At 34.4% G+C, this 16805-nt stretch carries 21 protein-coding genes; 15 read left to right on the plus strand and 6 right to left on the minus strand.

The features are described from left to right. Window positions 1-144: 144 nt before the first annotated feature. Window positions 145-1026, plus strand: coding sequence for a bestrophin family protein (locus A0O34_RS08945; RefSeq protein WP_066753874.1), 882 nt, complete (start codon window positions 145-147; stop codon window positions 1024-1026). A gap of 10 nt (window positions 1027-1036) precedes the next feature. On the opposite strand, the gene A0O34_RS08950 is transcribed toward A0O34_RS08945, so the two are convergent. Then, window positions 1037-1636 carry a hypothetical protein gene (locus tag A0O34_RS08950; protein WP_066759596.1) on the minus strand — a complete coding sequence of 200 codons (600 nt, stop codon included), beginning with the start codon at window positions 1634-1636 and terminating at the stop codon, window positions 1037-1039. Between the two features lie 55 nt (window positions 1637-1691). On the opposite strand from A0O34_RS08950, the gene A0O34_RS08955 reads away from it, so the two are divergent. From A0O34_RS08955 to A0O34_RS09000, 10 genes are all read left to right on the plus strand, one after another. Further along, a complete protein-coding gene (locus A0O34_RS08955) occupies window positions 1692-2312 on the plus strand; it encodes a toxin-antitoxin system YwqK family antitoxin (RefSeq protein WP_066753876.1) in 621 nt (206 codons plus the stop codon). A gap of 4 nt (window positions 2313-2316) precedes the next feature. Further along, window positions 2317-2847 (plus strand): RNA methyltransferase, encoded by a 531-nt coding sequence (locus A0O34_RS08960; RefSeq protein ID WP_066753878.1) that lies wholly within the window; start codon window positions 2317-2319, stop codon window positions 2845-2847. Window positions 2848-3107: 260 nt separating this feature from the next. Further along, complete coding sequence (locus A0O34_RS08965; protein WP_228394372.1) at window positions 3108-3683, plus strand: CBS domain-containing protein; 576 nt, start codon at window positions 3108-3110, stop codon at window positions 3681-3683. Between the two features lie 2 nt (window positions 3684-3685). Then, a complete protein-coding gene (locus A0O34_RS08970; RefSeq protein ID WP_066753887.1) occupies window positions 3686-4552 on the plus strand; it encodes an NAD kinase in 867 nt (288 codons plus the stop codon). 70 nt (window positions 4553-4622) lie between these two features. Beyond that, window positions 4623-5693: a class II fructose-bisphosphate aldolase gene (gene fbaA, locus A0O34_RS08975; protein ID WP_066753889.1), complete on the plus strand. Its 1071-nt coding sequence runs from the start codon at window positions 4623-4625 to the stop codon at window positions 5691-5693. A gap of 93 nt (window positions 5694-5786) precedes the next feature. Then, complete coding sequence (accD, locus tag A0O34_RS08980; RefSeq protein WP_066753890.1) at window positions 5787-6641, plus strand: acetyl-CoA carboxylase, carboxyltransferase subunit beta; 855 nt, start codon at window positions 5787-5789, stop codon at window positions 6639-6641. Window positions 6642-6695: 54 nt separating this feature from the next. Beyond that, window positions 6696-7208, plus strand: a complete 513-nt coding sequence (locus A0O34_RS08985) for a DUF6973 domain-containing protein (RefSeq protein ID WP_066753891.1) — start codon at window positions 6696-6698, stop codon at window positions 7206-7208. 188 nt (window positions 7209-7396) lie between these two features. Continuing rightward, complete coding sequence (locus A0O34_RS08990; RefSeq protein ID WP_066753892.1) at window positions 7397-8800, plus strand: nucleoside recognition domain-containing protein; 1404 nt, start codon at window positions 7397-7399, stop codon at window positions 8798-8800. A 9-nt stretch (window positions 8801-8809) separates the two neighbouring features. Then, on the plus strand, window positions 8810-9544 hold the full coding sequence (locus A0O34_RS08995) for an ATP-grasp domain-containing protein (protein WP_066753893.1): 735 nt from the start codon (window positions 8810-8812) through the stop codon (window positions 9542-9544). An 18-nt stretch (window positions 9545-9562) separates the two neighbouring features. Beyond that, the gene (locus A0O34_RS09000; RefSeq protein ID WP_066753895.1) at window positions 9563-9952 is read left to right on the plus strand and encodes a hypothetical protein; all 390 of its coding nucleotides are present in this window, start codon (window positions 9563-9565) and stop codon (window positions 9950-9952) included. Between the two features lie 19 nt (window positions 9953-9971). Here A0O34_RS09000 and A0O34_RS09005 read toward each other — a convergent pair whose 3' ends face one another. From A0O34_RS09005 to A0O34_RS09020, 4 genes are all read right to left on the minus strand, one after another. Continuing rightward, window positions 9972-10859: an energy transducer TonB gene (locus A0O34_RS09005; protein WP_066753898.1), complete on the minus strand. Its 888-nt coding sequence runs from the start codon at window positions 10857-10859 to the stop codon at window positions 9972-9974. A 34-nt stretch (window positions 10860-10893) separates the two neighbouring features. Then, on the minus strand, window positions 10894-11292 hold the full coding sequence (locus tag A0O34_RS09010) for an ExbD/TolR family protein (protein ID WP_066753900.1): 399 nt from the start codon (window positions 11290-11292) through the stop codon (window positions 10894-10896). A 10-nt stretch (window positions 11293-11302) separates the two neighbouring features. After that, window positions 11303-12007: a MotA/TolQ/ExbB proton channel family protein gene (locus A0O34_RS09015; protein WP_066753902.1), complete on the minus strand. Its 705-nt coding sequence runs from the start codon at window positions 12005-12007 to the stop codon at window positions 11303-11305. 174 nt (window positions 12008-12181) lie between these two features. After that, window positions 12182-12643 carry a hypothetical protein gene (locus A0O34_RS09020; protein WP_066753904.1) on the minus strand — a complete coding sequence of 154 codons (462 nt, stop codon included), beginning with the start codon at window positions 12641-12643 and terminating at the stop codon, window positions 12182-12184. Window positions 12644-12813: 170 nt separating this feature from the next. Between A0O34_RS09020 and A0O34_RS09025 the strand changes: the two genes are divergently transcribed. Genes A0O34_RS09025 through A0O34_RS09035 form a run of 3 tightly spaced genes read left to right on the plus strand, consistent with a single transcriptional unit; the run spans window position 12814 to window position 15646 of the window. Beyond that, entirely contained in the window at window positions 12814-14610 is a 1797-nt protein-coding gene (locus A0O34_RS09025) for a DUF885 domain-containing protein (RefSeq protein WP_066753906.1), read from the plus strand. Window position 14611: 1 nt separating this feature from the next. Beyond that, a complete protein-coding gene (locus tag A0O34_RS09030) occupies window positions 14612-15178 on the plus strand; it encodes a hypothetical protein (protein WP_157885988.1) in 567 nt (188 codons plus the stop codon). A 21-nt stretch (window positions 15179-15199) separates the two neighbouring features. After that, window positions 15200-15646, plus strand: a complete 447-nt coding sequence (locus A0O34_RS09035; protein WP_185097285.1) for a DinB family protein — start codon at window positions 15200-15202, stop codon at window positions 15644-15646. A 46-nt stretch (window positions 15647-15692) separates the two neighbouring features. Here the strand turns inward: A0O34_RS09035 and A0O34_RS09040 are convergent, their stop codons facing one another. Next, window positions 15693-16313 (minus strand): endonuclease III domain-containing protein, encoded by a 621-nt coding sequence (locus A0O34_RS09040; RefSeq protein ID WP_066753912.1) that lies wholly within the window; start codon window positions 16311-16313, stop codon window positions 15693-15695. A gap of 33 nt (window positions 16314-16346) precedes the next feature. Between A0O34_RS09040 and bcp the strand changes: the two genes are divergently transcribed. Then, on the plus strand, window positions 16347-16796 hold the full coding sequence (bcp, locus tag A0O34_RS09045; protein WP_066753915.1) for a thioredoxin-dependent thiol peroxidase: 450 nt from the start codon (window positions 16347-16349) through the stop codon (window positions 16794-16796). Window positions 16797-16805: the final 9 nt, after the last annotated feature.

Below are 16805 nucleotides of genomic sequence, written 5' to 3' on the forward strand. Positions count from 1 at the left end.
GATCATAAAATTATTTTCAAAGATCTGTGTAAACCTGTGCAATCTGTGAGAAATTAAATTCTCTATTTTTTTTAAACTAATTTTAAGTTTCACGTAAAAGGAAAATGAAACGAAAATTTTATCTTTGTAAGACTAACCTAATTTATGAGAGCCTACAACACCAAACATTTCCTTAAAATCCTTTTCAGTTTACATAAAAGTGATACATTGAAAATTCTTTTTCCAAGTATGATTTTGGTGGGATTGTACTCTTGGGGAATTCAATATTTAGAAGTGGAATATTTTCATCTTACTTCAAAATCTGGAGTCAGCAATGTGGGAATGATTCATTCGTTATTAGGTTTTGTGCTTTCTTTATTGTTGGTTTTCAGAACAAATACAGCGTACGACAGATGGTGGGAAGGCAGAAAACTTTGGGGAAAGTTGGTAAATGATACCCGAAATTTTGCCGTAAAAATCAATAATATTTTAGTTGATGACAGAAAAGATGCTGAGCAAATCGCAAGATATTTAAAGTTTTATCCTCACTTTTTAGCAAAACATCTTTCAAAGGAATCTACGAGATTGGCTTTGGATGAAGATTATTCTGAAATTGAAAAATCTTTGAAACACCACGGCCCAAGTGAAATCGTCATTCTTTTAACTCATAAATTAGGTCAGTTAAAAAAAGAAGGAAAAATATCAGACATTGAAATGCTGTATTTAGACACCCAACTTTCAGGTTTTCTGGATGTTTGCGGAGGCTGTGAAAGAATTAAAAACACTCCGATTCCTTATTCTTACTCTTCGTTTATCAAGAAATTTATTATTCTTTACGTTTTTGCCTTGCCGATTGCTTATGTCATTAATATCGGGCTTTTCATGGTTCCGTTGACGGTTTTTGTATATTATGTATTGATGAGTCTGGAAATGATTGCAGAAGAAATTGAAGATCCTTTTAATAATGATGAAAATGATATTCCGATGGAAACTTTAGCACAGAATATAGAGAAGAATGTTCATCAAATTATGGGATTAAAAAAATAAAAATCAACCATTAAAGGTTGATTTCTTTTAGTTCGCCGTCTTGTTTTATTTCTACAAACTTGCTTTCTCGATTTCCGGAAGAATATCCGTAGAAAAACGTCTGATATATTGGTGTAGAGTACAAATATCCTCCATAAGCATTGTATGCGTCCGACTGCCCCGTTTTTTGCTGATAACTTGCTGTCGCTGTAAAATTGACAATTGTTTCAAGATAATATTTTCCGGGTTTCAGTTTTTCGAATTTAAATCTGCCGTGATCGTCGGTCAAAGCTTCAATTCTATATTTAAAAGCTTCTTCAGACATATAAACTGTAGTTTTTTTGTTCTCATACTTTTTTCTCATGCTGTAAAACTCTTCAAAATAAGGCGTTACAGGAAAAAGCATTACCACAGTTCCTTTCGGGGCATAATGTTTTTCTCCAAGCAAAGGTTTGATTCCCCAATTATTTTTTTGTTTGGTTGAAGCCACACCTTCAAGCGTAGAATTTCCAAAGCCAATCATTTGCTGAGCTAATTTCTTATCAAAAAAAGCTTGAGGATAATAGGTATTTTGAGCCTTTGAAAAAATAAAACCAAAGAGCAACATCATAACAACTGAAACATTTTTCATAGTATATTTTTTAGTCAAATATAAGTATTTTGCTATTTTTGAAATAAAAAATTCTATGAAATACATTTTTCTGTTACTATTTTCAACAACGTCTTTTGCATTAGCACAAAAACCATGCGGATTTAAAGACGGTCTACAGGAAGGAAACTGCAAACAGTTCTATGAAAGCGGACAGGTAAAAGAAGTTGCCGACTGGAAAAAAGGAAAATTAGAAGGTGACGCCATTTTCTATTTTGAAAATGGAAAAACACAGGCCAAAGGAGAATATAAAAAAGGATATAAAGTAAAAGAATGGGATTATTACGATAAAAATGGCGTTTTAACCTCGAAAGAAGTCTTTAGAAATGGAGATAAAAACGTTTATGATAATAGTTCTACTGCAACTTTTTATTCAACTTCAGGCGCTGTGATTGAAGTTTCTAATTATAAATTTGGTAAATTAGACGGCGAAAGTAAACTTTTTCATGATGATGGGAAGTCGGTAAAGCAGGTTGGTTTTTATCAAAACGGTCTTGCAATCGGGAAATGGAAGGCGCTTTATCCATCAGAAAAAATCCAGAGAGAAACGGAGTTCGTAAATGATAAAAGAGACGGCAACAGAGTTCATTATCGCGAAGACGGAAGCATCGAAAAAACGGAAGTTTACAAAGAAGGAAGATTAATTTCAACAAAATAATACATTGGTACACAAATTAAAACTGGAAGAACTTAACAGAATAGATGTAGAAACATTCAAGAAAGTTGAGAAAATTCCTTTAATCATAGTTTTAGATAATATTAGAAGTATGCACAATGTGGGTGCTACTTTCAGAACGGCAGATGCTTTTTTAATTGAAAAAATTATTCTGTGCGGGATCACTCCACAACCGCCTCACCGTGAGATTCACAAGGCGGCATTAGGCGCAACAGAAAGTGTTGACTGGAGCCATGAAAGTGATATTAACACTACAATTAGCGATCTGAAAAGTAAAGGATTTGAAATTATCGGTATTGAACAAACCTCAAACAGCCAGATGATTACAGATTTCACGATCGATAAGACAAAGAAATATGCTTTAATTCTTGGAAATGAAGTTGAAGGAATCAGCGATGAAGCATTAGAAAATATTGATACATTTTTAGAGATTCCGCAGTTAGGAACCAAGCATTCTTTAAATGTAAGCGTATGTGGAGGAATCGTGATGTGGGAGTTCACAAAGGCCTTAAAATAAAAAAACTGCATGTGTCTAAAAGACAGTGCAGTTTGAAATAAATCTAATAAAAAGTAAAAATGAAAGGCGACAAAGATACTTTTTTTTTCGGCGCGAACAAATTTTAAAATTGGTTTTTTTATTTTCTCCAAAAAAAATATAGGTTTTCAGAAAAAGTTTCGTTTAATTTTTTATAAATTAGCACAATGTTTATCAAGGACTATATCTCAAAAGATTTCCCGTGTTTTAGCTTGACTGACTCAATAGAATCAGCAAGAAACATGTTAGAGGACTTTGGATATTCTCATATTTTCGTTAAAAAATCCAATCACTTTTACGGAGCAATTGCGCAGGATTTCCTTTATGAAGAAGAAGGAACCCTGAAAGATCTTGAACATCAGATCGAGCGTTTTGCAATTCTTGAGGATAACAATATTATGGACAGCATTCGTTTGTTTTATACCTTCAATGCCAGTATAATTCCGGTTATCAATAAAAACGAAAAGTATTTGGGATACATCGGCTCCGACGACATTTTCCAGGATTTGTCTAAATATCCGCTGTTTTCGGAACTAGGAGCTATCCTTACGATTGAAACCCCCGCCAGAAGATATTCAATGACAGAAATTGCCAATATTATTGAGAGTAACAACTCTAAATTTTATGGTGGATTCATCAGTTTTATGTCCGATGAAGTAATTCATGTGACCATAAAAATAAGCAATGAAAATCTGGGCTCGATAGACGCAACTTTTGACCGTTATGATTATAGAATTGTAGAAAAATTCTATTCTGACGAAAAATCTGATTTGTTTAAAGACAGATTCGGCTTTTTACAAAAATTCATAGAAATTTAAACATGAAGGCAGCCATATATTCTCAGAAAAAAGATCTTGATACTTTTTTATATTTAAGCAAATTTGTTTCAGAACTTGAAAGCAGAGGCGTAAAATCTGTTTTGTACGAGGGAATGGCGGAAGCGCTTCAGTTTTCAAAAATATTTGAGACCTTTAATAATAAGCAGGATCTTATTGATAAAGAAGTTGATCTTTTCTTCACTTTCGGTGGAGACGGAACGATTGTAAACTCTTTAACTTTCATTGAAGATCTTGAAATCCCAATTGTTGGTGTAAACACCGGAAGATTAGGATTTTTGGCAAGTTTTACTAAAGAAGAAGCCTTCAAAGAATTGGATGCGATCTTAAAAGGTGATGTAAAAACGAGCCGTCGTGCTGTTATTGAAGTCGTTTCACCAAGATCAGACGAATTTTTTCCGTATGCTTTAAATGATGTTACCGTTTCCAGAAAAGAAACGACATCTATGGTTACGGTTGATTCATATATTAATGATGAATTTTTAAATGTATTCTGGGGAGATGGCGTTATCGTTTCTACCCCAACAGGCTCTACTGCTTACTCTTTGAGTTGTGGTGGACCGATCATTTCTCCCAATAACGAAAACTTCGTCATCACTCCTATCGCTCCTCACAATCTGAATGTGAGACCTTTAGTGGTTAATGACAGAGTAGAAATAAAATTCAAAGTTGAAAGCCGAGTGCCTCAATATTCGCTTTCTTTAGATTCAAGATTAATACATATAGAAACAGATCAGGAGATCATCATTAAAAAGGCAAGTTTCCAGATACTTTTGGTACAGCCGAATGATCTGAGCTTCTACGAAACCATCCGCCAGAAACTACTTTGGGGGCGCGACAAAAGAAATTAACAATTTATCAAAAATTCTTACCTTTACAGGAATTTTAGAAACACCTAATAATTTATATAAAAAGTAAAACATGAGCAGAATTTTCCCGGCAGGAGTTGCCACAGGTCAATTAGTTACTGATATTTTTCAGCATGCTAAAGAAAACAAATATGCATTACCAGCTGTAAACGTAATTGGTTCTAGCAATGTAAATGCTGTTATGGAAACTGCAGCAAAATTAAACTCTCCTGTTATCATTCAGTTTTCTAACGGTGGAGCTGCTTTTAACGCAGGAAAAGGATTAAGCAATGACGGTCAGAAGGCTGCTATTTTAGGATCTATTGCCGGAGCTAGACATATTCACACTCTTGCAGAAGCTTACGGAGCGACTGTAATTTTACATACTGACCACTGTGCAAAAAAATTATTGCCTTGGATCGACGGATTATTGGATGCTAGTGAAGAATTTTATAAGCAGACAGGTAAATCTCTTTACTCTTCTCACATGTTGGATCTTTCTGAAGAATCTTTAGAAGAAAACTTGGAGATTTCTGTTAAGTATTTCGAAAGAATGGCTAAAATGCAGATGACTTTAGAAGTTGAGATCGGTGTTACAGGAGGTGAAGAAGATGGTGTTGATAACTCTGATGTAGACAACTCTAAATTATATACTCAGCCTGAAGATATTGCTTATACTTATGAGAAATTAAAAGCTGTTTCAGACAACTTTACTATTGCAGCAGCATTCGGTAACGTACACGGAGTTTACAAGCCTGGAAACGTGGTTCTTACACCAAAAATCCTTGACAACTCTCAGAAATTTGTTGAAGAAAAATTCGGAACTGGTGAAAAGCCTGTGAATTTCGTATTCCACGGAGGTTCTGGATCTACTTTAGAAGAGATCAGAGAAGCTATCGATTACGGTGTGATCAAAATGAACATTGACACAGATCTTCAATTCGCTTACACAGAAGGAATTAGAGATTATATGGTTAACAATATTGATTATTTAAGAGCTCAAATCGGAAATCCTGAAGGAGAAGAAAAACCTAACAAAAAATTCTATGACCCAAGAGCTTGGGTAAGAAAAGGTGAAGAAACTTTCTCTACAAGATTGGTTAAAGCGTTTGAAGACTTAAATAACGTAAATACGCTTAAATAAATTATAAATAAATGCTAAAAGATGAGTGATAAGTGATTTTTAAACCGCTTTCATTTCATCTTTTAGCATTTATCATACATCAATTATATAGATATGGCATTCGACTGGTTTAAAAGAAAAGCAAAAAACATTACGACCTCTACTGATGAAAAAAAGGATGTTCCCAAAGGTCTTTGGCACCAAACTCCGTCAGGAAAAGTAGTAGAACATGACGAACTGAAGAAAAACAATTATGTTTCTCCTGAAGACGGATTTCATGTAAGAATAGGAAGTGCAGAATTTTTTGATATCCTTTTTGACGAAGGTAAATTCACTGAACTAGATGCTAATGTTGAAAGTATAGACATCCTAAACTTCAAAGATACAAAGCCTTACGCTGATCGTTTGAAAGAAGTAAGAGCAAAAACAAAGCTTACAGATTCCATCAGAAATGGTGTAGGAACTGTAAACGGAACTAAAATGGTAGTTTCTTGTATGGATTTTGCTTTTATTGGAGGATCGTTAGGTTCTGTAATGGGTGAAAAGATCAGAAGAGCAATTGATTACTGTATCGCCAACAAACTTCCTTATATGATCATTTGTCAGTCAGGAGGAGCGAGAATGCAGGAAGCAACCTATTCTTTGATGCAATTGGCTAAAGTACAGGCTAAATTGGCTCAACTTTCAGAAGCAGGACTTTTATACATCGCATATCTTTGCGACCCTACTTTTGGAGGAATTACAGCTTCTTTCGCAATGACTGCAGATATCATTATGGCTGAACCTAAAGCTTTGATCGGCTTTGCAGGACCAAGAGTTATCCGTGAGACCATCGGTAGAGACTTACCGGAAGGTTTCCAAACTTCTGAATTCTTGCAGGAAAAAGGATTCGTTGATTTCATCGTAAAAAGAACTGAAATTAAAGAAGTAGTAGCTAAGACAGTAAATTTATTAGCAGTACATGCTTAAAATTTGTAACAAATACAATACAATCTCTCTCTAATTGGGGAGAGATTTTTATTTATGAGGACTTTTAAAATATTTTTCAATACAATCCGAAGTATGAGCTTTAAAAAGATTTGTCGTCTTTTGTCGCTTGTTCTTCCTCATCCTCTTTTTTCTTTATTAAGCTTTTATGCTACTATGCAGGCTTTTACTATCGCTCAGAAACGCTTTCCCAAAACGGCTTCCAATAATGGCATTGGTAATGCTTTCAGACACGCTCTTTGGTGCGCTTTCATCCTGATGTATTGTAGCAAGATTTCTTCACCCGAAAAAGCATTGGATTTCTGTAAAAGAATAACCGATATGCACGAAGAGCTATTCCCAAATAAACCATTAGAAACCAAAATGGATCTTCATAACAATAAAATCGGAATGGATTATTTCATGGAATTGTTACCCGGAATTCACCGTCAGTTTTTTGAAAAAGGATTTTTTATTGATGCTTTAATTGATAAAATGAAAGACGCAAAAGTTCTGAAAAACCTGGATGATGATTTTGCGGGACACTTGGTTTATCTTGACGAAAAGTAGTTTTTCAAAAATGTTTTAAAATCATTAAGTCTTATTAAGATTTTAAGTTAAAGTCAATCATTCTGATTTTTAAAGCTAAATCTTAATATTCTTAACTCCTTATTCAATCTTAATGGTTCAAAAAAAATAAAAGTTTAAATAGTTTTACATTAAATTTATTATCTTTTCTCAAATTTTAATTTAATCAAATGGTTCTCAGCAGAATTTGGTCGGCTTTTATTATCGTTGCCATTGCTATAGCAAGCATAAAGTATATGTCATCAAGTCATTACAAAACCATTTTCAATGATATGGTTGTTGGAAAAGGCGGTGATACGGTGCAGATAGCAACTCAGAAAATGAATACCCTCTCTCCTATTGTCCGAGACAGTTTGATGAAAAAACAGAATTTTGCCGATAGCAGAATTCATTACAAGACAGATTCTCTGAAACAAGATGTAAAAGTTTACCGTGTTCAGGAATCAGATGGCGTTATCGGAACCTCTGAAACCGCTGTGAAGATCTGTATCGGTTTAATTGGAATCATGACCTTATTCATGGGATTCATGAGTATCGCAGAAAAAGCCGGCGGAATCAATCTTTTAAGTCGATTAATTCAACCTTTCTTTTCAAAATTATTCCCGGAAATACCAAAAAACCACCCTGCTTTCGGGCATATGTTAATGAATTTCAGTGCTAATCTTTTAGGATTGGATAATGCCGCAACACCATTTGGTTTAAAAGCCATGGAAAGTCTTCAAACTTTAAATCCAAATAAAGATACTGCGAGTAATTCACAGATTATGTTTCTGTGTCTTCACGCAGGAGGAATGACTTTAATTCCGGTTTCTATCATCGCAATTAGAGCTTCTATGGGTTCTAAAACCCCAACGGATATTTTCCTTCCTTGTATGATCGCGACGTTTGCAGCTACATTAGCGGCAATGATTATTGTTTCTTTATATCAGAAAATAAATCTTCTTCGTCCTGTAGTTATCGCTTATGTAGGCGGAATTTCAGCGATCATTGGACTTTTGGTTGTATACCTGGTTCAATTAAGCAAAGATGAATTAGACACCTTTAGTAAAGTTTTAAGCAACGGACTGATTCTCTTTATTTTCTTGGGAATTGTTCTTGGTGCACTTTATAAAAAAATTAATGTTTTTGATGCTTTTATTGAAGGGGCAAAAGAAGGTTTTACAACCTGCGTCAAGATTATTCCTTATCTAGTTGGAATGCTGATTGCAATTTCTCTTTTAAGAACTTCAGGAGTTTTTGATGTCATCATCGATGGAATGAAATGGGTAGCGTACACTGCTAATTTTGATCCTCGTTTTGTTGACGGACTTCCAACCGCATTAATCAAACCTCTATCCGGTTCCGGAGCCCGTGGAATGATGGTTGACACCATGTCAACTTTCGGAGCAGATAGTTTCCAAGGGAAGTTGGCTGCTGTTCTGCAGGGAAGTTCAGATACGACGTTTTACGTGATTGCTGTTTATTTTGGAGCAGTAGCAGTGAAGAATACAAGATATACGGTAATTGCTATGCTTTTGGCAGATTTAGTGGGTGTTATTACTGCGATTGCGTTGGCTTATTTGTTTTTTGCATAATTCAATTTCATGAAAGCTTATATTCAAACTGATAAAAATGGAGAATTTTATAATGTAAATGCTTTTGTAGCCTATGAAGGGTTCAAAAATTTCGGCTTTGAAACTCAGAAGTTTATTGACGTTGATGAGATTTTAGATAAAACTCCTGAATACATTATTGTTGGTGGAATTGGAAATGTAAGAAAGCGATTGCAAAATTTAAATATCATTCGTAAAAACAAAGAAATAGATTATCCCGAAGAATTAAAACCATTTATAAAAAGAAAAATTTGGAGCTCTTCCATCAACGAAGTATTCAATAAAAAAGAATGGAATATTTTTATCAAACCTCAAACAGAAACAAAATTATTCGTTGGAAAAGTCATTAAAAACGAAATGGATTTTTTAGGATTAATTTATGAAGAGAAAGACACTGAAATTTGGTGCTCTGAACTTGTAAATTTCAAAACAGAATGGAGGTGCTTTATTCGATATAAAGAAATTCTTGACATAAGAAGATATAAAGGAGATTGGGATACAAAAATCGATATAAAAACTGTTTTATCAGCAGTAGATTCGTTTATTTCACAACCCAATTCATATGCGTTAGATTTTGGTGTAAATGAAAGGGGTGAAATGTTTTTAGTAGAAGTTAATGATGGTCATTCATTAGGAACTTATGGTCTTTCATCTGCTAATTATGCTAAATTTCTCTCAGCAAGATGGAGCGAATTAACCCAAACAGAGGATTATTTAAACTTTTAATATAAGAACAACTAGATTATGATCACAGATAAAGAATTCACATTAAGATTAATACGTCAGTTAACTCAAGCATTACAAAAACTGATTTTAGACAAACCTGAGGAAAGCTTAATGCAGAAAGAATTAGATTTTGATTCTTTAATGAAAGATATTTTCAAGTTTGATTTTGTTACACTTTCAGCAAAATCTAAAGAAGAAATCATAGAAATTGTTAATGAGAGACAGGAAAGAGACCACAAAGATTATTACGAAATGCTTGGGAATCTTTTCTATTTTACAGGTAGAGGACAAAAAAATAATGACTTTTTAGACAAAGCAAAAACGTTTTACGAACTGTATCTTCAAACCAGCGGAATTTTTGCGCTTCCGGTTATCAACAGAATCAACGAAATAAAAAAAAGCACTTGAATAAAGTGCTTTTGTATTTTTAGAATGTTATTTTATAAGTTCCGGTGGAGGATGTGCTTGCTTTTTCGGCTTTCACATACTTCTTAACCCAAGACACCGCTGTAGAAGAAATACAGGAATCTGATGTTCCTCCTGATCGTCTTGCAGAGACTACATTTCCTGCTTTATCTACGGTGTAGGCAATTGTGATTGTTCCACTCGCCGTACAGCTATTGGCTGGCTGTGAACCTCCTCTTCCCATTGTTCCGGGAATGTATCCTATTAATTTTCTATCGATTCCGACTTTGCTATCGCCATTTCCATCTCCACCAAGAGGATCACCTGCATTTCCCATTCCTTCTCCCGTTCCTTGGCTTCCGGCTTTGGTTCCTCTTCCTTTAATTAAATTTCCGATGGCTGCATTTCCTTTTCCATCACCATTTCCAGTTTTGGAGTTGGCTGTTGTGGCGCCTGCTTTCTTCGTATTTTTAGAAGCAGATGTACTTGTTGCTGCTTTTTTATCAGATTTTTTAGCTTCTTCTTTTTTAGGAACCGTAAGTTTTGAATTATTTCCTGTAATTACTTTCTCCTTAGCTTCAGCCTTCTTCGTTTCAGGCTGGGGTTCAGGTTTTACAACGGTTTTAGTTTCAGGAACAGGAGTTTCTACAGGTTCTGGAGTCACAACTTCTGTCGCGGCAGCTAGACTTCCTTCCTGGTCAGCAGGTTCTTCAATGCCTTTTCCGTTTCGGTTATCTCCAAAATTGACGAGCATTGTGGTAACAACTTCATCAGGCTTTTTATCCAGCTCCGGCTTTAATTTATATAGAAAAACAAAAAGCAGGATTGCAGACCAAATAAGGATAGAAAGTATCGCACTCTTTATCCTGTCTCGGTTTTGCTCGTCTTTGTTCACTGTATAACTTCTCATCTTAAAATGATCCTTCCCGATATTTTCGGAGTTATTATTTATCTTTAACCGTCGCAATGGCAATATTGAATTTATTCTTTTCAGCAATTTCCATTACAAAAACAACATCTTTATGCATTGTATTTTCGTCTGCACGAATTGTAAAAGACTTGTTGGCTTGGTTATTTAATTTACTGACAATCAACGGCTCCAATTGATCTTTCGTCACAGGACTATCATCCACAAAATAAGATCCGTCCGGCTTAATACTTACCACCAAAGGATTGGGAATATTATCTTCTACCGCTCCCGCTTTCGGCAAATTTACCTCAATAGCGCTTTGATTGGCGGCCGATGAAGTAATCATAAAGAATATCAGCATCAGCAAGATAACATCGGTCATCGCTGCCAAACTGAATTCGGGATTCGCTTTATTTCTTCTCTGAATTTTCATCTGGAAAGATTTATAAAGGTTTATTGATAAGATCTAAAAATTCGCCAGACATATTCTGAGCTTTCAATACAAACTTATCAATTCTTGTTAAGAGAATATTGTAGAAAAAGTTAGCCGGAATTGCCACCGCAAGACCAACCGCAGTTTGTCCCAACGCGGTATAAATACCTTCAGACAAAGTTTTCGGAGAGAAAGATCCTGATGCGTGAGATAGATTAAAGAATGCAATGATCATCCCGATAACCGTTCCCAAAAGTCCTAACATCGGAGCAATACTCGGTACAACCGCCAAAAGGTTAAGGTTTTTCTCCATATTTGCCACTTCTACCTGAGCCTGAGATTCCATCGCGCTTACAATATCTGAAACAGGACGTCCCAATCTTGAAATTCCCTTTTCTAAAATCCTTCCTTCAGGTGAATTTTGTCTTTTACAGTAATCTGCTGCGGATTCTATTTTGCCTTCTTTAATGAAATCTTCAATATTATCCATGAAATTGGAATCCGTTTTTGAGGTCAGTCTTTTAATAAAGAAAAATCTTTCAAAAAACAGATATACCGAAAACACACCAAGCGCCAATACGGTAAACATTACTATTTTAGCGAAAGCTCCACCATGGAACATGATCTTCCAAAATGAAAATTCTAAATCGTCTGTTGCAACTGCTGGTGCAGTTATTTGCGCAAATAAAATCTGAGTAAGTTCCGTTAGCAGCATTAATATTAGTATTTATAAAGGTTTTAACGACAAAAGTAGTTGAATATTATTAATTGATGTCTTAAAAAATGCTTAAAAACACCTTAAATTTTGTTATTTTTTATCAACAACAAATTTCTCTCCAAAAACATTTGAAAAGAAATCTGATATTAAAACATTGAGGAGAGATTAATTTTAATCCTCGTCTACCTCAATATCATCTTGTTTGAATTCGCATTTGAGTCTAAAAGGAATCGGCGTGTCCGACCCTGTGTAGAAATCATCAATGGTTCCCTTCCAGATGACCTGAAGTACGTCTTCTTCGTTTTTGTCGAATTGAAGCTCATTATCATAAATAAAAGCCTCTTCATCGTCGAAAAGATCTACTTCTGTGTAGGTTTCCTCATCAGAATCATTGATTTTAATACTTTTTCCCTGTATTTCCGCTGTTTCGATAGGAAAATCGAAAATATTAAGCGAAAGTTGCGGAAAATTGTAGTGTAAAGAATCATCATCTACATGATCTAAGCTGTCATCCGTGATTATTTCAACCTCAAGAAAATGTTCTTGGTTACTGTAAACCGCCTTGCAATAAGTATTTCTAATATTGTATGTTAGCGTTTCGTCCGGATGGTAAATTTTTAAAATCCCTTTCATTATTTCTTAAAAAAGAGCTGTAATAATATGATTGTTAAACGTTTTCAGCAAAGATAAAAAATAGATTGAAAGTGGAAAATATTTTGAAAATTATTTTTCTAAAAATCCGATTTATTAATAATCGGTTTATTTCAATAATACTTACTTTTGTTTTCATAAAGATTCTGAAAATGAAAAACATTTTATCGAAAAGTATTTTAGGTTTAGGCTTGGCAGTAAGCTTAATTTCATGTAAAAAATCCGATTCTCCTTTAACGAAAGTTACTCCGACAAACATAGATTCTATTGCTTCGAATTATTATGAGCAATATCTAAAATTATATCCGTTGGAAGCTACGTCACAGGGAGATCTCAGATATAATGATCAGCTTCCGATCAACATCGATAAAGACTTCATTTCCGGAGAAGTAGCTTTTTATAATTCTGTTCAAAAACAATTGGATCAGGTAGATTACAAAAGTCTTTCTGATGATGATAAAGTGGTGTATGATGTTTTGGATTACACCTTAAAAGATAAAACTGAAGCCTATGCTTATCATCCTGAATATATTCCGTTTACTCAATTTGGCGGATTGCCATTAAATTTCCCTTTGTACGGAAGCGGAGAAGGAAGCCAGCCATTTAAAACTGAAAAAGATTACGAAGACTGGTTGAAAAGAATGGATAAATTCCCTTTATGGATGGATGCAGCCATTGAAAATTTTAAAGAAGGAATCAATAATAAAGTCGTTTTGCCTAAAAAGCTGATCGTAAAAATGATTCCTCAGATGAAAGCCGAAGAAATCACCACTCCTGATTTCGAAAAAAATATTTTCTACGGCCCAATTGAAAAATTTCCGAAAGATTTCACTCAGGCTCAAAAGGATAAATTCACGAAACTGTATCAGGATGCTATTTCTAAAAAAATAATTCCTGCTTATACAAAAATGGGCAAATTTTTAGAAACAGAATACCTACCAAAAGGAAGAGATACAGACGGTTACAACAGCCTACCGAAAGGAAGCGATATCTATGCTTATTATGTAAAAAGCTGGACGACAACGAATAAATCTCCGGAAGAAATTAATAAAATCGGACTTCAACAAGTTGCCATGCTTCGTGCTGAAATGGAAAAAGTAAAACAACAAGTCGGTTTTTCAGGAACATTGGAAGAATTCATCAATTTTGTAAAAACTGATCCAAAAGCGATGCCTTACAAAACTTCCAAGGAAGTTTTAACCGGATTTAATGGTATTTTAGCTAAAATAACTCCGAAACTGAAAACGATGTTCAGTGTAACTCCGAAAACAAAATTTGAGATCAGACAGACTGAAAAATTCAGAGAAGCAAGTGCAAGCGCAGAATATATCCAAGGAACACCAGACGGAAAAAGACCGGGAATTTTCTATGTTCCGCTTCCTGATCCTTCAAAATTCAATGTAACTTCAGGAATGGAGTCGCTTTTCCTGCATGAAGCAATTCCGGGACACCACTATCAGGTTTCTCTGCAACAGGAAAATATAAAATTACCAAAGTTCATGAGATTCGGTTGGTTTGGAGCTTATGGTGAAGGTTGGGCGCATTACTGCGAAACTTTAGGTCCGGAATTCGGTTTGTATACAGATCCTTATCAGAAAATGGGCTATTTAAGCGACCAGATGTTGAGAGCCGTAAGATTGGTTGTCGACACAGGAATGCATACCGGAAAAATGTCGAGAGAAGAAGCTATCAAATATTTCCTAAGCAATATTTCTTATGATGAAGCCGGTGCAACTGCAGAAGTTGAGAGATACATGGCAATGCCCGGACAGGCTTTAGGATATAAAATCGGTTCGTTGAGAATCCGTGAATTGAGAGATCAATATCAAAAACAGCTTGGAAATAAGTTTAGCTTGGCAAAATTCCATGATGAAGTATTGAGTCAAGGTTGCCTTCCTTTAGATGTTTTGAACAGAAAAATGGAGCTTTGGGCGAAGAAGCAGAAGTAATTTGATGAGAATTATTCTAATCTTTTTTGTTTTTCTTTTTTTAAGTTGTAAAACCGAGAAAAAAGAAATAAGCAAATTTCAAAAAATAATTATTGATGGAAGTTTGGTTGACAATGATACGATCAAACTTCTATCAAAATATCCTGAACTTAAATTATTTAATAGCGAAAAAGAAAACAGTAAAACCAGAACAGCTTATGTTCTTGAGACAGCAAATTATTATGATTCAGGTTTATTAAGGACAATTCATTTTGAAGACTATAAATGTAAGGCAGAATATAAGCAAGACACTCTTAATATTTGGTTGAATAACAACAATGGATATTTTGGAAACGGTGTCTTGGTAAAAGTTTTTAACGGTCAATTTTTAATTAAAGATATAGACCCGAAAACATTAAAGGGTGAAATCAAATTTATTAATTCAAAGCCTTTCTATCAAAAACTAGTTCTTAATAAAGATATATTTCAAAAAAATGATAGCATTTATGGCTTTATTGATTACAAAACAGATGTAGACTCATTAGTTAAAAAGAATTTTAGAGGATATTTCAAAACTTCAATTAATTAAAATAAAAAAAACAAAAAAATGATGATAACAGAAAGCCTGAAATCTCTTTACGTGAGAGACCTAAATAAATTAAAAACAGAAATTGAAGCTTATCAAAGCGAAGATTCAATGTGGGAAATTGACAAAAGCATAGCCAATTCTGCAGGAAATCTTTGTCTTCATTTGGTTGGAAATCTTAATCATTTTTTTGGAGCAATACTGGGAAATTCCGGTTATGTGAGAAACAGAGAACTTGAGTTTTCATTAAAAGATATTCCGCGTACAGAGTTAATTGAAAAAATTGAAGGAACATTAGATATTGTCATCAAAACACTCGATCAGCTTGATGAAAATGATCTGAAAAAAGAATATCCTCTTGAACCTTTAGGATATAAAATGACAACTGAATATTTTCTGATTCATCTTTTTGGGCATTTGAGTTATCATTTGGGGCAAATCAATTATCATAGAAGATTGCTGGATAATTAAAAATATATTTCTGGATAGTAAAAACAACCTCGAAAAGGTTGTTTTTTTATTTATCAAACATCATTTTCGTAATAAAATCCTTCTCGCCTTTTCCTCTTGCCGGAGAATATTCTCTTCCGTAGAAAATGATTTGCAGATGGAGTTTATTCCAAACCTCTTCTTTCCAAATATTCTTTGCGTCTCGTTCTGTTTCTACAACGTTTTTTCCAGAAGTGAGCTTCCATTGCGTCATCAGCCTGTGAATGTGTGTATCGACAGGAAAAGCAGGAAATCCGAAGCCCTGACTCATCACCACAGAAGCTGTTTTGTGTCCTACTCCAGCCAATTCTTCCAATTCTTCATAGGTTTGCGGAACAATACTGTTATGTTTTTCTACTAATACTTCTGCCATTTTTTTTAGATTCTTAGCTTTGGTATTGGATAGTCCGATTTCTTTGATCAGTTCTTTAATTTCAGAAACTTCTAATTTTGCCATTTTTTCAGGCGTATCTGCAACGGCAAATAATTGAGGCGTCACCTGATTCACTTTTTTATCGGTCGTCTGCGCAGAAAGTGCCACAGCAACCATCAACGTATAAGCATCAGAATGTTCTAATGGAATCGGAACTACCGGATATAATTTTTCTAATTCAATTTGAGCAAGCTCAGCCCTTTGCTTTTTTGTCATTTAACCATTAAATTTGAACAAAATTAAATCATTATGTTGAAAGTTGGAGACAAATTACCTGAATTTGAAGGAATAAATCAAGAGGGAGAAACGGTAAGTTCATCAAAATTAATTGGGAAAAAGTTGGTTATTTTCTTTTATCCCCAAGCCAATACTCCAACCTGTACGGTAGAAGCTTGTAATTTGAGTGATAATTATTCTCAATTAGAAAAAGCAGGATTTCAGTTATTAGGAATAAGTGGTGATTCTGTAAAAAAACAGAAAAATTTCCACAGCAAATTTGCTTTTCCTTATGATCTGATTGCCGATGAAAATCGTAATATTATTGAAAAATTCGGTGTTTGGCAGGAAAAGAAAACGTTCGGAAAAACCTACATGGGAATTATAAGAACGACTTTTATTTTTGACGAAAAAGGTATTTGTGAAAGAGTAATTGAAAAAGTGACTTCGAAAACGGCTGCTGAGCAGATTTTAGAAGGATAGATTTAAACA

The sequence above is a fragment of the Chryseobacterium glaciei genome (assembly GCF_001648155.1).
Lineage (GTDB): Bacteria > Bacteroidota > Bacteroidia > Flavobacteriales > Weeksellaceae > Chryseobacterium > Chryseobacterium glaciei.

Bases quoted from the DNA above. Each gene is read 5' to 3' on its own strand.
- A0O34_RS09010 (WP_066753900.1), bottom strand. From the start codon at position 11,292: ATGAAAATTCAGAGAAGAAATAAAGCGAATCCCGAATTCAGTTTGGCA.
- A0O34_RS08945 (WP_066753874.1), top strand. From the start codon at position 145: ATGAGAGCCTACAACACCAAACATTTCCTTAAAATCCTTTTCAGTTTA.
- A0O34_RS08965 (WP_228394372.1), top strand. From the start codon at position 3,108: ATGTTAGAGGACTTTGGATATTCTCATATTTTCGTTAAAAAATCCAAT.
- A0O34_RS08990 (WP_066753892.1), top strand. From the start codon at position 7,397: ATGGTTCTCAGCAGAATTTGGTCGGCTTTTATTATCGTTGCCATTGCT.
- A0O34_RS08955 (WP_066753876.1), top strand. From the start codon at position 1,692: ATGAAATACATTTTTCTGTTACTATTTTCAACAACGTCTTTTGCATTA.
- bcp (WP_066753915.1), top strand. From the start codon at position 16,347: ATGTTGAAAGTTGGAGACAAATTACCTGAATTTGAAGGAATAAATCAA.
- fbaA (WP_066753889.1), top strand. From the start codon at position 4,623: ATGAGCAGAATTTTCCCGGCAGGAGTTGCCACAGGTCAATTAGTTACT.
- A0O34_RS09020 (WP_066753904.1), bottom strand. From the start codon at position 12,643: ATGAAAGGGATTTTAAAAATTTACCATCCGGACGAAACGCTAACATAC.
- A0O34_RS09015 (WP_066753902.1), bottom strand. From the start codon at position 12,007: ATGCTGCTAACGGAACTTACTCAGATTTTATTTGCGCAAATAACTGCA.
- A0O34_RS09025 (WP_066753906.1), top strand. From the start codon at position 12,814: ATGAAAAACATTTTATCGAAAAGTATTTTAGGTTTAGGCTTGGCAGTA.
- A0O34_RS09035 (WP_185097285.1), top strand. From the start codon at position 15,200: ATGATAACAGAAAGCCTGAAATCTCTTTACGTGAGAGACCTAAATAAA.
- accD (WP_066753890.1), top strand. From the start codon at position 5,787: ATGGCATTCGACTGGTTTAAAAGAAAAGCAAAAAACATTACGACCTCT.
- A0O34_RS09005 (WP_066753898.1), bottom strand. From the start codon at position 10,859: ATGAGAAGTTATACAGTGAACAAAGACGAGCAAAACCGAGACAGGATA.
- A0O34_RS08995 (WP_066753893.1), top strand. From the start codon at position 8,810: ATGAAAGCTTATATTCAAACTGATAAAAATGGAGAATTTTATAATGTA.
- A0O34_RS08985 (WP_066753891.1), top strand. From the start codon at position 6,696: ATGAGGACTTTTAAAATATTTTTCAATACAATCCGAAGTATGAGCTTT.
- A0O34_RS09040 (WP_066753912.1), bottom strand. From the start codon at position 16,313: ATGACAAAAAAGCAAAGGGCTGAGCTTGCTCAAATTGAATTAGAAAAA.
- A0O34_RS08950 (WP_066759596.1), bottom strand. From the start codon at position 1,636: ATGAAAAATGTTTCAGTTGTTATGATGTTGCTCTTTGGTTTTATTTTT.
- A0O34_RS09000 (WP_066753895.1), top strand. From the start codon at position 9,563: ATGATCACAGATAAAGAATTCACATTAAGATTAATACGTCAGTTAACT.
- A0O34_RS08970 (WP_066753887.1), top strand. From the start codon at position 3,686: ATGAAGGCAGCCATATATTCTCAGAAAAAAGATCTTGATACTTTTTTA.